Here is a 13,183-nt window from a genome sequence, read left to right as displayed (position 1 = left end):
GAAAATGGAAGCACGCCGCGACGAGGAGGAGCCCGTCATCTGCGTGTGCGGGCGGACTCTTCGGGACCCGGAATCGATTGCCCGGAGGACGGGTCCCGTCTGCTGGCGGAAACTCCACGGCCGACCGCCGCACGCCTGGCGCCAGCCAACCCCGCCCCGTCCAGCCACCAGCACCGAGCCGATGCCCGGCCAAGACGAACTCCCGCTCGACGACCAGATGGCCCTTTGGAGCGTGTGAGGAGCGTGCCGTGACGATCGCCGCCCTCCGTCGCCTCCTCGACGAGATCGACCACCAGGGCGGCCCCGAAGCCGCCCGCGCTAACTGCCTCCACCTCCCCGACGAAGGACCAACCATGACCGCCGCACCCGAACCCGCCATCCGCCCAGCCCCGCTCGTCACCATCCGGCCGCCGGCCGTCGAAGAGCAGCCCGAGCAGCTGCCCGTCGGCAAGCTCCTGAAGTGGGGCGACGACCACGAAGACCCCGCCGTGCAGGACCAGGCCGCCCGCGCCCGGATCGCGCTCCACGGCCTGCGCCAGCGGTACACCAGCGACCGCGAACTCGCCGCCCTGGCCACCGAGGAGCAGCAGCTGGAGCAGCGCCTCGCCGAACTCCGCGCCCGGAAGGGCGAACTCGCCCCCGTCAAGCCGAAGGCCAAGCGGTCGTCGCCGTCGTACGACGCCGCCGTGGTCCGCGCCTGGGCTCGGGGCAAGGGCGTCGCCTGCCCGGACCGCGGCCGGATCCCGAAGAAAGTCGTCGATGCCTGGCGCGCCGACACCGGCACGGCCGCCTCGTGACCCCGGAGACCGCCATGTCCGAACCCACGCCCGCCGACGAGCTGACCGCCGCGGCCGACCTGCTCGAAGCACTCGCCAAGAAGGCGCAGCACGACCTCGACGCCAAGGACTACTGGTCCGGCTACGACAAGGCCACCGCCTGGCGGGACGGCTTCACCAACGGCATGGGCGGCATCTGCTCCGAACTGGTCGGCGCCATCCCGCCGACCGCCGTCCTCGAACTCGCCCGCTGGCTGCGCGCCGAAGCCCGCCGCATGGCCACCACCGCCCACCCGTACTGGCAGGACACCGTCTCGCCGCACGCCCTCGCGCTCGCCCGGGCGCTCACCCCGTGAACCGCCCGATACCCACGGCCGCCCGCAACCCACCGCGCGGGCGGCCACCACCCCAACCACCCCAGGAGCACCCGTGAACCAGCCCGAGATCGAAACCGACGCGATCCACACCCACTTCGGCCTGTCCTACGCCAACTACCTCGTCCTCCCGCGGACGCTGCTGCAGTCGATGCCCGACGCCTGGCAGACGAAGTTCGTGGCCCTGCTCGACGAAATGCGCGAGGCGTTCGACCACGTGCCGCAGGCCGAGGCCTACCGCGTGGAGGCCGCCACCGAGCACATCGTCAGCGAGATGAGCCACGACCTGCTCGAAGAGGCTGGCATCGAAGAGAACTGGTACGACGAGGCGGTTCCGGAGGATCTGTCGCCGTTCGACCTTGCCGAGTGGCGGGCCGAGCACGAGATGGACGCGCCGACCTACTACGACCGTGACGGCAACGAGGTCGACCCGCACTCGCGCGTCCTGCTGCCCGTCCCGGACCCGGTGCCGCACTACGACCGGGGCCGCGCCCGCATCGAGCCCGCCGCTGTCCCGGCTGTGGTGCCCGCCGCGAACGAGGACGGTGGCCAGTGAGCACCGAAATGCTCGACATGCCCCTAATTCCGCCCGCCGGCGGGCAGATTCTCCACCACACCGACCGCGCCACCATCATCTGGGGCGATTGCCGCGACCCCCAGATCATCGCCTCCGTCCCAGACTGGTACGGCCTGCTGTGCACCGACCCGCCCTACGGCATGCGCTACAACTCCGGCCGCTCCAGCACCTTCACCGAGATCCCCGGAGACGACGGCACCATCGACTGGCCCGCCATCCTCGGCCAGTGGGTAGGCCCGGAAGGCACCTTCAACGGAGGCCTCGCCCCCTCCCGACACGTGTACGTGTTCGGCTACCAGCCCGAGACCCTCTCCGGTCCGCTGCGCCTCGGGGGGACAGCGGTCCTGGTGTGGGACAAGACCGACATCGGCAGCGGCGACCTCACCGTCCCCTGGGGGCCGGGCCACGAGCCGATCACCTTCGGCGTCCACGTCAAACGGCGCAGCGACCGGATGTCGGGCGCCGGGAACCTGTCGGCCCGCCTGCGCCGCGGATCGGTACTCCGCTACCAGCGGCCCGGCCGAGGACGCGCCCGCCACTCGAACGAAAAGCCCGTCCCGCTGATGGCCGACCTCGTCGAGTCGTCCACCGTGCGCGGCGATCTGGTCGTCGACCCGTGCGCCGGCTCCGGTTCCACCGGCGTGGCCGCCGTCCTCGAAGGCCGCCGCTGCTTCCTCGTCGAGATCAACCGTGCTGACGCTGAGCTTGCCGTGCAGCGGGTGCAGGCCGCTGAGCGGATCGCGGAACAGATCGCCGCCGCATGACCACGAGCGCGGCCGCCCCGCGGCTATCGGGGCGGCCGGCCACCGAATCTTCTCACCCCTGGAGACACCGTGAACCACACCGACCCGACCGCCGACTTCGACGGCTGCTACCGGGAATGCCGCATCAAGCAGAAGCACACCCTGGCGTGGGGTCTGTGCGAGCACGCCGCGCCGCCTGAACCGACCGTCAGCATGTCCCGGGTCTACACGGACCCGGAGGACGGCTACCCGTCGATCGGCTACGACAGCTACACCGTGCCGCAACTGGCCCGCCTGATCGAGCCCGCGCTCGGTGACCCGCTGAAGGCTGCTGCTGCGGCCCGCGCGATCGTGCACCGGAACGACGCGCCCGCCGACGAGCCTGTCTGCCCCACCTGCCAGCACGCTGCTCACCGACCGGGAGTCGAGTGTGACGGCGTCGTCGACCACGGTCCGAAGCGCTGGCACCGCTGCCTCTGCATCAACCTCGTGGACGCCGACCGTGCGTGCCCGCCGCAACTGGACTGCCAGGGCGGGACGCTCGGCTACAGCGATGTCTGGTTCCTCCAGCGAGGGCAGAGCTTGCAGGGCGCCGACGGGCGCGTGATCACGCCCCACGTGTTGAAGGCCGCGTCTGCCGCAGTGTCCCCGCCGACCGACCCAACCGCCGCCGTGTGGGCCGACGGTGACCCGCTGACGGAGGCCATCGCCCACGCCGTGTGGAAGCAGTGCGGCACCGACGACTGCATGAGCCTCACCGTCGACGACCCGCGGAACATCGCCGCCGTCGCTGCTGCTGTGGCCCGCGCTGCTGTGCCTGCCGGGCAGCCCACACGAGCCGACGACAAGCCCCCGCAGATGAACCGAGCCGCCAAGGCTGAGGCGCTACTCCTCCGCTTCGCCGCCGAAGCCCACCGCCGCAAGTGGGCCTACGACCGCGGTCTCGACGACGACGGCGTGCCGCTGAAGTCCGAAGCCTTCGACGCGCTGCACCGACTCGGCGACGAGATGCGTGTCGCGCTCGACGAGCTGCGCCACGCGACCGCCGCCGCTCCTGCCGTGGTGTCCCCGCCGACGAGCCGGGCCGCCGTCCGGGCTGAAGCGTTCGCCGAGGCTGCCGAAGCGGTGCGCGGCATGGACACAGACCCTGGCACGCAGTTCGCCGCCGACCAGCTCAGCGTCATGGCCGACCGGGAGCGCCGTCTGGCTGGCGAGGCGCACGACACCGGGACACAACAGCAGGACGTTACCGAGGCGGCCGCCGAGCTGACCATGGCGCGCGCCACCAACCAGCGCCTCAACCGGCGCGCCCAAGCGCTGGAGTCCGAACTGGCCGCCTACCGTCGCGCTGTCGGCCAGTGGGAGGTCAGCGAGCGCGGCACGTACATCCCGCACTCCAGCCTCCGTGTGATCGGCAAGGCGTGCGGCGTGGACATCCTCGGCAGCGTCCGGCACCTGAAGCACTTCGAGCGGGTGGAGCAGGCCGAAGCGGCGATCGAACGAGCGCGCGCTGCCGTCCACATCGCTGACGACGAAGACGTCACCGACGCCCGGCCCGGAACGACGGCCTACACACTCCAGCAACGGCAGCAGGCAGCCGCACAGCAGCAATCCGCACCCGAGGCGTGGGTCTGCAAGTGCCCGGTCGAGCTCTGCGGCTGCGGCCACCACGGCGAGCAGCTGCCTGCGGCAGCCGACAGCGAGGAGCCCCGCCCGTGATCATCCACGATGCCGCCACCCTGTTCGTCCTCATCATCGACCGGGCTATCACCGCCGTCGAAACCCTCGCCGCCGCAGCCGCGTTCGTGCTGTGCGTGGTCGGCTTCTGCCTCGCCCCGCTCATCGCGCCCACCGCCCGGGCCGTACGCCGCACCGCTCGCCCCGAGCCCCGCCGGCGGCCCGTCCCGTCCTGGGCGCACACCGAACCGTACGACTACGACGAGGCCGCATGAACACCCGCGCCCGATTCCAGTACAGCTTCCACCAGCTGGTCGATGCCATGGCCTGCTGGCTCGTCCTCCGCGATCACACCCACCCCGACTGGCAGGACCTCGTCGCCCGCCACGCCCTCGCCGTGGCCCGCACCATCAACGGCACCCAGGAGCAGCCATGACCGAACGCCCATACCGGATCCTCGTCACCGGCAGCCGCGACTGGACCGACCAGCAGACCGTCTACAGCGCGCTCGCCGAGGCAGTCCGCGAACTCTCAGCCGACCGCGAAGTCGTCATCGTCCACGGAGCCTGCCCCACAGGCGCCGACTACATGGCCCACGAATGGGCGCGCGGGTACGGCGCCGTCATCGAAGCCCACCCCGCGAACTGGGTGATCAACGGCAGGCGGGCCGGGTTCATCCGCAACGCCCGCATGGTCAACCTCGGCGCCGATGTCTGCCTCGCTTTCATCAAGGACGGCTCCCGCGGCGCCAGCCACACCGCACGCCTTGCCGAGCAAGCCGGCATCCCCGTCCGGAGGTTCACCGCATGACCGGTCTATCGTCCACGCCCCGCGGCGAGCACACGCCCCGGCCGGGCGCCCACTGGCAGACCACCGTCGTCCGCACCGAGCAGCTCGTTGACGACGACGCACCCGACCCTGCACCGCCCAACCGGGCCACCCGACGCGCCCTCAAACGCGCAGCACGGAGGAAGTAGCGATGACCGAAGACCTGCACCAGCGTGCAGCCGACGCGATTCGGGCAGCCGCCTGCACCGGCAACTGCGGCCAGACCGAGGAGGAATGCGCCAAGGAACGGATCCAGCCGTTCGTCTGGCACCACGGGAAGCTCGCGGTGGTGGAGGGCAGCCCGGAGATGTTCGCCGGCGCCGTGCTCGCCGAACTGAAGCCCGAACTGGACGCCTTGGCCGCGCTCAGGCAGGTCGCGCGCGGCTACTGCCCCGACTGCGGACGCGGTGACGCAGCACCCACCGTGGCCGACTGGGAGCAGCAGCGGCACCGCGCCGACCAGGCAGAGGCCGAGCGCGACGTAGCCCACCAGCAAGCCGCCGCCATCGCAGCCCAACGCGACCGCCTCCGCCAGCGCATGAACACGCTCGCCGACAGGTGGGACCTCGAAGGGCCACCCCCGGGTAACCGGCCGCTGACCGAACTCCGCGCCGAGATCAGCGTGGGGCCGTTCGAACCTGACGCGTCCCTCGTCGTCCAGCCCTACCGCGCCGACGACGGCAGCCAGAAGTGGGCGTTCCGCTGCTGGGGCACCGACACCTGCGACGGCTGGCTCTCCCTCGACCACACCAGCGAGCAGTCCGCGCAACGCGCCCGAGACCGGCACGTCGCCAAAGACCACACCGCGCCGACCACGGCAGCGACCGAAGCGACCGGCCTCGCCCGGCAGCGGGACGAGCTGCTCGTACTCGCCCGGGAGATCCTCCACGGCGGGCACATCACCGGCGACCGCATCGCACGCTGGCGCGAACAACTCGACGAACTGACGGACCAGACCCAGCGCCCGGCCTGACAGCCATGGCATCCTGAACCCAGCCCGCTCGTCTGCCGTGGGAAACCACAGCACCCGGGGAGGTCCGGACTACAGCCGGGCGGGCACCTGCCGCTCCTCCTCTCGCGGGGCGCCAGCGGCGATGGCCTGTAGGCGTGCAGGCGCGACCGCCACCACCCGGGCGCCCGACCAGAACTAGGAACTGGACGGGCGCCCGCGATCTGGCATCCTGAACGGGGCGGCAACGATCCCCGGCACCCTGCCGGGACACCTGGCGGTGACGGCCGCCGCCCCACACACGAAGGGCCGGACCCATCGGAGGGAGCCACCCTCCAGGCCCGGCCCATCTGCGAGTTCCCGTTTCCGAGGGGTCGCAGTCCCATTGCAGCAGACGCCTACGCCGACACCAAACCGCAACCCCTCCAGTGAGGGGATTCCAGGACGGGTTCGGGTCCGGCTTGACGGGCGTGTGATCCTGGTCGTGCCGCCCGCCGCAACGCTGCTGCCGACGGGAGGCGTGCTACAGCACAAAGCGCCCTCGCCGAAGTAGACGACGAGGGCGCTGCTGCGTTCGGGGGACTCTGCTCTACGCGCGGCCAGCCCTCGCGAGCATCTCGCGCCGGCGCTTCACTGAGGCAGCGAACAACCCTGTGTGCTCCAGGAACTCGATCTCTGCCAGCGTCGCCATCCGGTCGGCTTCGTCGTGGGAGTACCCCGCTTCTCGGGCCGCCTCACGAATGGCCGCCTTGACGCTGTAGCCTTCGCTGATCAGGAGCGAGCGTGTGCGAGCCAGCGCGTTCCGCTGCTTGATCTTCTCGGTCTGTGGCGTCCGATACCCGGGCGTACCCATGTCGTTGTACTTCGATCGCTCGACCGCGATCGCCTTCAGTTCCTCGGCGTACGCCGCTCCACGGCTCGGGTGCCACTCTTCCGTGCGGCGCGCGACTTCGGACCACCACGGCTTCTTCTGATGGCTCTTGCAGCGGTGGTCCGGGTTGAATGCAGACCCGATGTAGAGCAGGTTCCCGTCAGCGTCCCACAGCCGGTACACGGCGGCAGGCTCGTACCAGCGCGGGTTCTCCTGCCGATGCTGCTCCAGCCAGTTCGATACAGTCAAGGCAGTGCCTTCCTTGCAAGGGGTTCGGCGCTTCACAGCCCGGGCGGTCTCTCACACCGCTCGGGCTTCTCTCATTCCTCAGACGGCTTGTCTGTCGCGTTCCGCTCCTCGGCGGGCGGCCGGTCCTTGCCCGAGCCCCTATAGCCACGCAGCAGGTCTTGCACTGTGCTCGGCTTCACGCCCAGACGCTTCGCGATCCCGCGCACGGTTTCACCCTCGGCCTCGAGCTGACGGGCCAGTTCGCCCCGCTCAGCGTTCCACCTGGTACTCCGCTCCCTCGTCTTCGCGGTGATCAGGGCCTGAGCACGCGACCGCGCCTCTGGGTCGGCGATGCGTTCCACCTCGTCGAGAGCGTCGAACACTCGCTGCACCTCCTCGTCGTCTGACACGCCCGCACCTTCCTCAATCCAGGCGGGCTTTCCCCCAGAGGCTGTATGGTGACCGCACAACTGGTGTATGGTCACCATACAGGCTCGAGCGGAAGCCCGCGCCTGCAACGCACAACGGCCCCGACCGGAGCTCTCACCCTGCCGGTCGGGGCCAGGCCCACCTCAACCTTCACGAAAAGGCAGGCCCTGATGGCCAACCGTACCGACCCGCCCGAGCCGCAGCCCAGCCCCCACACGGCCCGCGACTGCAACCTGTGCGGCACCCTCCGGCACCCCGCGCAGGCGAAGGCCGGCCGCGAGCTCACCAAGCACCTCGCCGCCAACCCGTTCCCGCGGCAGGCCGGCGGTGCCCGATGAACCAGCCGACCGCGCCCAGCGTGTTCGCCGAGCCGTGGCCCAGCAAGGTCATCGCGCGCTACGCCACCGTCGCTGGCGCCACCGTCGACCTGATGCAACTGGACTCCGCCACCCGCTCCAAGTGCCTCGGCTGCGGCAGCCACGAGGACCACGCCATCAGGGACTACTACTACAGCCACGGCAGCCGTGAGCCCGTGTACTTCGCGAACCGCGACAAGGCCGACCGCGAGGCGCACAAGTGGGCCCAGGCCCACGCCGAGATGTGCCGCGCCCTCCCGAAGCCGGGGGTGGCCCGGTGAACGAGCCTCTCCGCCACCGCCTGATCACGATGGCCGACATCCTCGACCACGACCCCGAGCGCCCGGCCGACTCCCAGCTCACCACCGATGAGCGTGTCGCCATCGCGAACACCCTCACCGGCGGCGACCGCAGCTTCCTCGACCTCCTGCCGCGCATCACCGAACCGACGACGCGCGGCGCCTACGCGGCCCGCCTGAGGCAGATCGCGGGTGTGGCATGAGCGAGCCCTACCGCCTCGCGGCCGAGGCCGCCGCGCAGCTGCGCCAGTTCAACCACGCCACCGTCAAAACCGGTGAGGACTGGCAGAACCCCGCCGACACGTACGAGGCCCTCGGCGAACTCGCCTACCTGACGCGGATCCTCCCGCAGGCCCTCGAACAGGCCATGCGCCCGGTGACCGTCGCCCAGCAGCGCGGCCAGCTGACCGTCGCCGACGGCGAACCCGTCGACCGGGTCACTGAGCTGCGCGGCAGCCTCGACACCGTCCTCGCGCACGCCCGCCGGCTCGCCCTCGCCGTCGACGCCATGCACACCGTCACCGGGACGCTGACCGTCCGCGACGCCGACGAACCGACGGCTGGGGGTGACGTCCAGTGAACGAGCCCACACCGGTCGACACCGACCAGAACGCCCAACTCGCCGAACTCCTCCGCCGCGCACGCCAGGACTACGAGGCCGCCGTGGCCCGACGCGAGGACCACGAGATCCGGCAGTGCGTACGCGGCAACGAGCCCGGAGGCCACCAGTGACCATCCCCACCGTGCTCGCCGCCCTCGCGGACCAGCTCGACACCCAGCCGAACCGGCCCGTCGACCTGCCCACCATCCGCGGCAAGGCCCGCGCCCTCGGCCTCCCCGGGGACTGGCTCACCCTCCTCCCCAACCCGGCCGGCGCGCACCACTCCGAATACGCCACCCGGCTTCGCACCCTCGCAGGAGACCACTGATGGACTTCGCTGCTGTCGCTGGCGTCCTCGAGAACGCCGCCACGATCATGGACGCCCACCCGAACCTCAACCCCGACCAGGCCGTACGGCAAGCCGTCTTCGGCAACCCGCACGCCCACGTCCCCGAGCGGCAGACCACCGAAGCTGACCTCTACGACGAGGCGCACAGCCTGATCGAGGCCTACTGCGGCTGGCAAGGCAACGGCATCGACCGCATCCCCCGCCAGGAAGCCATCGACGCGGCCCGCACCGAAGCCGCCCGATACCGGTCGTACGGAGGCGGCACCTGATGGGCCTCTTCCGCCGCGACACACAGGCCACCCGTAGTTACCCCGCCGCGGGGGTGTCCGTCACCGGTTCGGTCGGCCGGTTCCGCCGCGCGAAGACCAGCGGAGCCCGCCGCGCCGCCGCCCAAGGCCAGGCGTGGGAAGACCGCGACCGGGCGCAAGACCGCCGCGGCGGCTGGTACCGCCCAGCCCGTTGAGGAGACCCGCATGCGCTGGCTCTACCTGCTCGCCATGGCCTGGCCGCTGATCCTCGCTGCCTTCCTCCTCGGCCGCCACATCCACTGACCCACCCAGACCGCCGCGCCCGCGTGACCATCCCCCCACGCGGGCGCGACCCCTACCGCTCCCGGAGGAGCACCGTGAACGCTGACCAGCTCACCCGGTGGGCCACCACCGAGCCGCGGCTGGCCGCCCTCGCCACCGGCCTACTGCTCCTCTCACTGGCCGCCACCGGCTACCTGATCGTCCGCCGCGCCGGCGGCAACGTGCTCGTCGCCGGAATTGGCGCCATGGTGTGCACCGGCTACTCCGGCGACACCTCCTGGCGGTTCGCCCGGGACCACCTCGGCATGACCAGCCCCAACGAGCGTCTCTTCATGTTCGCCGCCGGGGAAATCGCACTCCTGTCTTGCGCTGTCATGGCCCGCGCCAACAAGAAAGCCACCGCCACCGACGACAGCGCGGGAACTCCCGGCGTCCCCGGCGTTCTCGTCTGGTGCATCACCAGCATTCAGCTCGTCCCAGCCTTCACGGAGTCAGGATTCTGGGCCGGTCTGGTTCGTGGCGCAATCGGCCCGGCCATGGCCGCCCTGCTCTGGCACCTGGCCATGGGCCTAGAGATCCGCGTTACTCGCCCCGAAGCGCTGTCCAGCGGGCTGCCCGCTCAGATCGGCCACGAGCTGCGCGAGCGGCTCCTGTCCTACCTTGGCCTCGCCACCCGGGACCGTACCGCGGAGGAGATCACCCGCGACCGTGCACACTCACGTGCCGTCCGCCTCGGCGCCCGCCGCCACCTCGGCCCGTGGGGCAGGGCCCGCCTCGCCGCCGCCGTCACCCGCTCCCGCGCCACCGTCGACGGCAACCGCCGCCACCGACTGCTCCAAGACCTGGCCGGCCGCCGTACCGCCGAACAACTGCGCACCATGGAGGTCCCGTCGCCGTGGGTCGCCGACCCCGCGGCGCAGCCGCACCCCGCCACCCCGCTCGGGGTCACCGGCGCCGAGCTGCGCCGCATGCACCCCATGGACGCAATCCAGACCGTACGGGATGCGCACCCAGACGCGACCGCGCCCGAGCTGGCGCCCGCACCGCAGCCGGAGCCCGACGACTTCGACAGCGCAGCCGCATCCGCACTCGCCGTCGCGCAGCCGCACACCGTGATCCGGATTGGCACTGACGCATCTGCGAGCGTGATCGAGCACGTCGCACGCGACGAGGCGCTGATCCTCGACCTGGCCCCGGCCCAGCCTCTGCACCCGGACGTCCAGCACAGGCCTCCGGCAGATCCGGAAGCCGCGCAGCCGAAGCCACCGCAGGTCACACCGGATTCGGATGCACCACGCCCGCGCGCGGCCACCCCGGTCGGCAAGAAACAGCCAGTGTCGCCGCTGCGCGCACCGGATGCGGATGCGCAGCTCCTTGAGCGCGCCAAGTCCCTGAACAACGCCGCGCTAGTGGAGGACGGCAAGAAGGTCTCCCTCCGCGTCCTGCAGCGCACCCTCGGCATCGGCCAGCGCCGCGCGCAGCGCATCCAGGCGCAGCTCCCCGACGCCCTCGACAACCCCGCGGATGCGGATGCGCAGCCGCCCGCGAAGGAGGCCTGACCGTGACGAAGCTGGATATGGTCCTGGCTGCCGCCGTGTGGCTGTACCTCACCAACAGCCCGAAGTGGCTGCGCACCATGACCCGGCGTATCCGCAGCCGCAACCCCCGCATCGGGGCAGGCGCATCCGCAGCTGCCCGGGCCCGCCAGCTGCGCACCCCGGTCGTTCGCCTCGCCACCCTCCTCGGCATCCGCACCAAGGCCGGTGCTCTCGCCGACCGGTCGGAGGCTGGCGCGGAAGGGGAGCGGCGTACCGCGGCCCTCCTCGCCCCGCTCGCCGCGAAGGGTTGGACGCTGCTGCACGACCGGGCGCTGCCTGGCAGTCGGGCGAACGTGGATCACCTGGCGATCAGCCCGGCCGGTGTCGTCTTGGTCCTCGACACGAAACGCTGCTCGGCGCGCTGGCCGGTCACCGGCCGCGGCAGGCGGCTGTTCCACGGCACCCGGGACATCACCGACCGGCTGAACGGCCTCCGCTACGAGTCCGACGCCGTCTCCCGCATCGTCGGTGTGCCCGTTGTGCCGGTCGTCGTCATGCACGGCCGGATGCCCGACGGGCGGCTCCTCGTCGACGGGATCCCCGTCATCCACGCCGACCAGGCCGCCCACGCCCTCCCCGGGATCGCCCGCCCCCACCACGGCCACCCCCGACCCGCCGACCTGGCCGCGCAGGCGGCCCGGCTCTTGCCCGACTACCAGCAAGGACGCTGATGTTCTACTTCCTCCTCGCCGTCGGCGTCCTCGCCGCCCTGACCGGCTGGAACCACCCCACCCTCGACACCCGCTACATGTGCCGCGCGATCGGCTCCATGACCGCACTGTTCGCTGTCGTCTTCTGGTGGCAGTGGTGAGCGCGTCCGTGGACGACGACGAGAAGACCGTCCGGGACCGGCTCATCGCACTCATCGACGGCCCGGCAGCAGCCGTGCCGCAGCCGACCGCAGGCGCGTCATCCGACCCCGTGCAGCCGCAGCCGGACGAAGCCGACGAGCCGGATACTCAGACCGCCAGCCGTAGCCGTGACCCGCGGCGCATCCCGCCCTGGTGGACCGGCCGCCACGTCGACCTCACCCCCGATGGCCAGGACGAGGACGAGGAGCAGGAGCCGCAGGCCGCCAACGCGGACGCGGAACCGACCGAGGAACCCGACGGCGCGGATACAGATGCGCAGCCCAAGAAGCGCCGCCTCCGGCTGCGCATCCCCGTCGGCCCGCGCAGCCCCGACAGCGGCCCCTCGAACGGCGGCCCGATCCTCGCCGCGCCCGCACCGCGGATGTCCCTCCTCGACGCCTACGCCCGCATCCCACCGCGCATCCGCTGGCTGGTCCTGCACAGCAGCGCAGCCGCAGCCGGATACAAGCTCGGCTGGGTGCAGTTCTCGACCCGCACCGCGGCCTGGATCGCCCAGAACGGCCTGCTCACCGCCAGCGGCATCTTCTGGTGCGGCTGCACGATCGGCTGCGAAGTCCTCCGCTACCGCGCCTTCCGCGGCTGGCGCCTGCCCGTCCGCTGGCTGGCGGCCATCCCCATCTCATCCATCGTCGTCGGCACCCTCCTGTACGGGACCGACTGGACCGAACTGCACCTGGAGCTTCCGCTGTGAACGGCGTCTTCGGAGACCTGGGCCCAGTCGGCCTAGCCGCCGCCCTGACCTGCCTGCTCATCTTCGGCGTGCCCGGCGGCGGCAAGATCAAGCCGCTGGGCTGGTGGACCACCGTCCTGGTCGCGATGCTCGCCGCCAGCGCCTACAAGGCCGCCGGCGGCCCGTTCACGATCGTCCCGGACGCCACAGGCAGCGTCATCCACTTCGCGCAGGGCTTCCTCAAGGGCCTGACCATGCCCGCCATCACCCTCTGCGTCGTCATCTTCATGCTGTTCAAGAAGCTGACCACCAAGGAGGTCGGATACACCGCGCTGATCTTCTTCTACTGCGCCAGCGGCGCCGGCGGCACCTGGTCGTACATCGCCGACGCCATCGAGAACGCCCGGGTAGGCCTCCAGTGACGTTCATCAGCCTCCGCAAGCCACAGTCCGCCCC

Annotated in this window: 26 protein-coding genes; 24 read left to right on the top strand and 2 right to left on the bottom strand. The window is 71.2% G+C overall.

Going from position 1 to position 13,183, the window contains the following annotated elements:
* Nucleotides 1-4 precede the first annotated feature (4 nt).
* From ACH45E_RS26695 to ACH45E_RS26645, 11 genes are all read left to right on the top strand, one after another.
* Entirely contained in the window at nt 5-238 is a 234-nt protein-coding gene (locus tag ACH45E_RS26695) for a DUF6011 domain-containing protein (protein ID WP_361448470.1), read from the top strand.
* A gap of 10 nt (nt 239-248) precedes the next feature.
* On the top strand, nt 249-797 hold the full coding sequence (locus ACH45E_RS26690; RefSeq protein ID WP_361448473.1) for a histone-like nucleoid-structuring protein Lsr2: 549 nt from the start codon (nt 249-251) through the stop codon (nt 795-797).
* Nucleotides 798-811: 14 nt separating this feature from the next.
* Nucleotides 812-1,132, top strand: a complete 321-nt coding sequence (locus ACH45E_RS26685) for a hypothetical protein (protein ID WP_361448476.1) — start codon at nt 812-814, stop codon at nt 1,130-1,132.
* A 73-nt stretch (nt 1,133-1,205) separates the two neighbouring features.
* Entirely contained in the window at nt 1,206-1,706 is a 501-nt protein-coding gene (locus ACH45E_RS26680) for a hypothetical protein (RefSeq protein WP_361448479.1), read from the top strand.
* Nucleotides 1,703-2,491: a DNA methyltransferase gene (locus ACH45E_RS26675; RefSeq protein WP_361448482.1), complete on the top strand. Its 789-nt coding sequence runs from the start codon at nt 1,703-1,705 to the stop codon at nt 2,489-2,491. Before ACH45E_RS26680 ends, ACH45E_RS26675 begins: the two co-directional genes overlap by 4 nt.
* A 69-nt stretch (nt 2,492-2,560) precedes the next feature.
* Nucleotides 2,561-4,189 carry a hypothetical protein gene (locus ACH45E_RS26670; RefSeq protein WP_361448485.1) on the top strand — a complete coding sequence of 543 codons (1,629 nt, stop codon included), beginning with the start codon at nt 2,561-2,563 and terminating at the stop codon, nt 4,187-4,189.
* Nucleotides 4,186-4,422: a hypothetical protein gene (locus tag ACH45E_RS26665; RefSeq protein ID WP_361448488.1), complete on the top strand. Its 237-nt coding sequence runs from the start codon at nt 4,186-4,188 to the stop codon at nt 4,420-4,422. Before ACH45E_RS26670 ends, ACH45E_RS26665 begins: the two co-directional genes overlap by 4 nt.
* Complete coding sequence (locus tag ACH45E_RS26660) at nt 4,419-4,583, top strand: hypothetical protein (RefSeq protein ID WP_361448491.1); 165 nt, start codon at nt 4,419-4,421, stop codon at nt 4,581-4,583. The genes ACH45E_RS26665 and ACH45E_RS26660 overlap by 4 nt, the downstream gene beginning before the upstream one ends.
* Entirely contained in the window at nt 4,580-4,957 is a 378-nt protein-coding gene (locus ACH45E_RS26655) for a DUF2493 domain-containing protein (protein ID WP_361448494.1), read from the top strand. Before ACH45E_RS26660 ends, ACH45E_RS26655 begins: the two co-directional genes overlap by 4 nt.
* Entirely contained in the window at nt 4,954-5,124 is a 171-nt protein-coding gene (locus tag ACH45E_RS26650; protein WP_361448497.1) for a hypothetical protein, read from the top strand. Before ACH45E_RS26655 ends, ACH45E_RS26650 begins: the two co-directional genes overlap by 4 nt.
* A 2-nt stretch (nt 5,125-5,126) precedes the next feature.
* Nucleotides 5,127-5,948 carry a hypothetical protein gene (locus ACH45E_RS26645; protein WP_361448500.1) on the top strand — a complete coding sequence of 274 codons (822 nt, stop codon included), beginning with the start codon at nt 5,127-5,129 and terminating at the stop codon, nt 5,946-5,948.
* Nucleotides 5,949-6,513: 565 nt separating this feature from the next.
* On the opposite strand, the gene ACH45E_RS26640 is transcribed toward ACH45E_RS26645, so the two are convergent.
* Both ACH45E_RS26640 and ACH45E_RS26635 read right to left on the bottom strand, forming a co-directional pair.
* Nucleotides 6,514-7,044, bottom strand: coding sequence for a GIY-YIG nuclease family protein (locus tag ACH45E_RS26640; RefSeq protein ID WP_361448503.1), 531 nt, complete (start codon nt 7,042-7,044; stop codon nt 6,514-6,516).
* Between the two features lie 71 nt (nt 7,045-7,115).
* Complete coding sequence (locus tag ACH45E_RS26635) at nt 7,116-7,433, bottom strand: helix-turn-helix domain-containing protein (RefSeq protein WP_361448506.1); 318 nt, start codon at nt 7,431-7,433, stop codon at nt 7,116-7,118.
* 189 nt (nt 7,434-7,622) lie between these two features.
* On the opposite strand from ACH45E_RS26635, the gene ACH45E_RS26630 reads away from it, so the two are divergent.
* The 13 genes from ACH45E_RS26630 to ACH45E_RS26570 all read left to right on the top strand — a co-directional run bounded on the left by ACH45E_RS26630 (nt 7,623) and on the right by ACH45E_RS26570 (nt 13,149).
* Entirely contained in the window at nt 7,623-7,790 is a 168-nt protein-coding gene (locus tag ACH45E_RS26630) for a hypothetical protein (protein WP_361448509.1), read from the top strand.
* Nucleotides 7,787-8,089 (top strand): hypothetical protein, encoded by a 303-nt coding sequence (locus ACH45E_RS26625; protein WP_361448512.1) that lies wholly within the window; start codon nt 7,787-7,789, stop codon nt 8,087-8,089. The genes ACH45E_RS26630 and ACH45E_RS26625 overlap by 4 nt, the downstream gene beginning before the upstream one ends.
* Nucleotides 8,086-8,310, top strand: a complete 225-nt coding sequence (locus ACH45E_RS26620; protein WP_361448515.1) for a hypothetical protein — start codon at nt 8,086-8,088, stop codon at nt 8,308-8,310. Before ACH45E_RS26625 ends, ACH45E_RS26620 begins: the two co-directional genes overlap by 4 nt.
* Complete coding sequence (locus tag ACH45E_RS26615) at nt 8,307-8,687, top strand: hypothetical protein (RefSeq protein ID WP_361448518.1); 381 nt, start codon at nt 8,307-8,309, stop codon at nt 8,685-8,687. Before ACH45E_RS26620 ends, ACH45E_RS26615 begins: the two co-directional genes overlap by 4 nt.
* Nucleotides 8,684-8,839, top strand: coding sequence for a hypothetical protein (locus tag ACH45E_RS26610; protein ID WP_361448521.1), 156 nt, complete (start codon nt 8,684-8,686; stop codon nt 8,837-8,839). The genes ACH45E_RS26615 and ACH45E_RS26610 overlap by 4 nt, the downstream gene beginning before the upstream one ends.
* Nucleotides 8,836-9,036: a hypothetical protein gene (locus ACH45E_RS26605; RefSeq protein ID WP_361448524.1), complete on the top strand. Its 201-nt coding sequence runs from the start codon at nt 8,836-8,838 to the stop codon at nt 9,034-9,036. Before ACH45E_RS26610 ends, ACH45E_RS26605 begins: the two co-directional genes overlap by 4 nt.
* Nucleotides 9,036-9,326, top strand: a complete 291-nt coding sequence (locus ACH45E_RS26600) for a hypothetical protein (protein WP_361448527.1) — start codon at nt 9,036-9,038, stop codon at nt 9,324-9,326. The genes ACH45E_RS26605 and ACH45E_RS26600 overlap by 1 nt, the downstream gene beginning before the upstream one ends.
* The gene (locus tag ACH45E_RS26595; RefSeq protein ID WP_361448530.1) at nt 9,326-9,520 is read left to right on the top strand and encodes a hypothetical protein; all 195 of its coding nucleotides are present in this window, start codon (nt 9,326-9,328) and stop codon (nt 9,518-9,520) included. The genes ACH45E_RS26600 and ACH45E_RS26595 overlap by 1 nt, the downstream gene beginning before the upstream one ends.
* Nucleotides 9,521-9,682: 162 nt before the next feature.
* Nucleotides 9,683-11,146 carry a hypothetical protein gene (locus tag ACH45E_RS26590; RefSeq protein WP_361448533.1) on the top strand — a complete coding sequence of 488 codons (1,464 nt, stop codon included), beginning with the start codon at nt 9,683-9,685 and terminating at the stop codon, nt 11,144-11,146.
* A gap of 2 nt (nt 11,147-11,148) precedes the next feature.
* The gene (locus tag ACH45E_RS26585; protein ID WP_361448536.1) at nt 11,149-11,856 is read left to right on the top strand and encodes a nuclease-related domain-containing protein; all 708 of its coding nucleotides are present in this window, start codon (nt 11,149-11,151) and stop codon (nt 11,854-11,856) included.
* Complete coding sequence (locus ACH45E_RS26580) at nt 11,856-11,996, top strand: hypothetical protein (protein ID WP_361448539.1); 141 nt, start codon at nt 11,856-11,858, stop codon at nt 11,994-11,996. Before ACH45E_RS26585 ends, ACH45E_RS26580 begins: the two co-directional genes overlap by 1 nt.
* Complete coding sequence (locus tag ACH45E_RS26575) at nt 11,993-12,748, top strand: hypothetical protein (RefSeq protein ID WP_361448542.1); 756 nt, start codon at nt 11,993-11,995, stop codon at nt 12,746-12,748. The genes ACH45E_RS26580 and ACH45E_RS26575 overlap by 4 nt, the downstream gene beginning before the upstream one ends.
* Nucleotides 12,745-13,149 (top strand): hypothetical protein, encoded by a 405-nt coding sequence (locus tag ACH45E_RS26570; RefSeq protein WP_361448545.1) that lies wholly within the window; start codon nt 12,745-12,747, stop codon nt 13,147-13,149. The genes ACH45E_RS26575 and ACH45E_RS26570 overlap by 4 nt, the downstream gene beginning before the upstream one ends.
* The last annotated feature ends 34 nt before the right edge of the window (nt 13,150-13,183 follow it).

This window comes from Streptomyces sp. NPDC020299 (assembly GCF_044387825.1).
GTDB lineage: Bacteria > Actinomycetota > Actinomycetes > Streptomycetales > Streptomycetaceae > Streptomyces.
Note: the sequence above shows the minus strand (reverse complement) of the source record. Positions and strands in the feature narration are given on the sequence as shown.

Excerpts from the sequence above, each read along its gene's own strand:
- ACH45E_RS26695 (WP_361448470.1), top strand. The coding sequence starts at position 5 with ATGGAAGCACGCCGCGACGAGGAGGAGCCCGTCATCTGCGTGTGCGGG.
- ACH45E_RS26685 (WP_361448476.1), top strand. The coding sequence starts at position 812 with ATGTCCGAACCCACGCCCGCCGACGAGCTGACCGCCGCGGCCGACCTG.
- ACH45E_RS26660 (WP_361448491.1), top strand. The coding sequence starts at position 4,419 with ATGAACACCCGCGCCCGATTCCAGTACAGCTTCCACCAGCTGGTCGAT.
- ACH45E_RS26655 (WP_361448494.1), top strand. The coding sequence starts at position 4,580 with ATGACCGAACGCCCATACCGGATCCTCGTCACCGGCAGCCGCGACTGG.
- ACH45E_RS26650 (WP_361448497.1), top strand. The coding sequence starts at position 4,954 with ATGACCGGTCTATCGTCCACGCCCCGCGGCGAGCACACGCCCCGGCCG.
- ACH45E_RS26645 (WP_361448500.1), top strand. The coding sequence starts at position 5,127 with ATGACCGAAGACCTGCACCAGCGTGCAGCCGACGCGATTCGGGCAGCC.
- ACH45E_RS26630 (WP_361448509.1), top strand. The coding sequence starts at position 7,623 with ATGGCCAACCGTACCGACCCGCCCGAGCCGCAGCCCAGCCCCCACACG.
- ACH45E_RS26625 (WP_361448512.1), top strand. The coding sequence starts at position 7,787 with ATGAACCAGCCGACCGCGCCCAGCGTGTTCGCCGAGCCGTGGCCCAGC.
- ACH45E_RS26615 (WP_361448518.1), top strand. The coding sequence starts at position 8,307 with ATGAGCGAGCCCTACCGCCTCGCGGCCGAGGCCGCCGCGCAGCTGCGC.
- ACH45E_RS26600 (WP_361448527.1), top strand. The coding sequence starts at position 9,036 with ATGGACTTCGCTGCTGTCGCTGGCGTCCTCGAGAACGCCGCCACGATC.
- ACH45E_RS26595 (WP_361448530.1), top strand. The coding sequence starts at position 9,326 with ATGGGCCTCTTCCGCCGCGACACACAGGCCACCCGTAGTTACCCCGCC.
- ACH45E_RS26580 (WP_361448539.1), top strand. The coding sequence starts at position 11,856 with ATGTTCTACTTCCTCCTCGCCGTCGGCGTCCTCGCCGCCCTGACCGGC.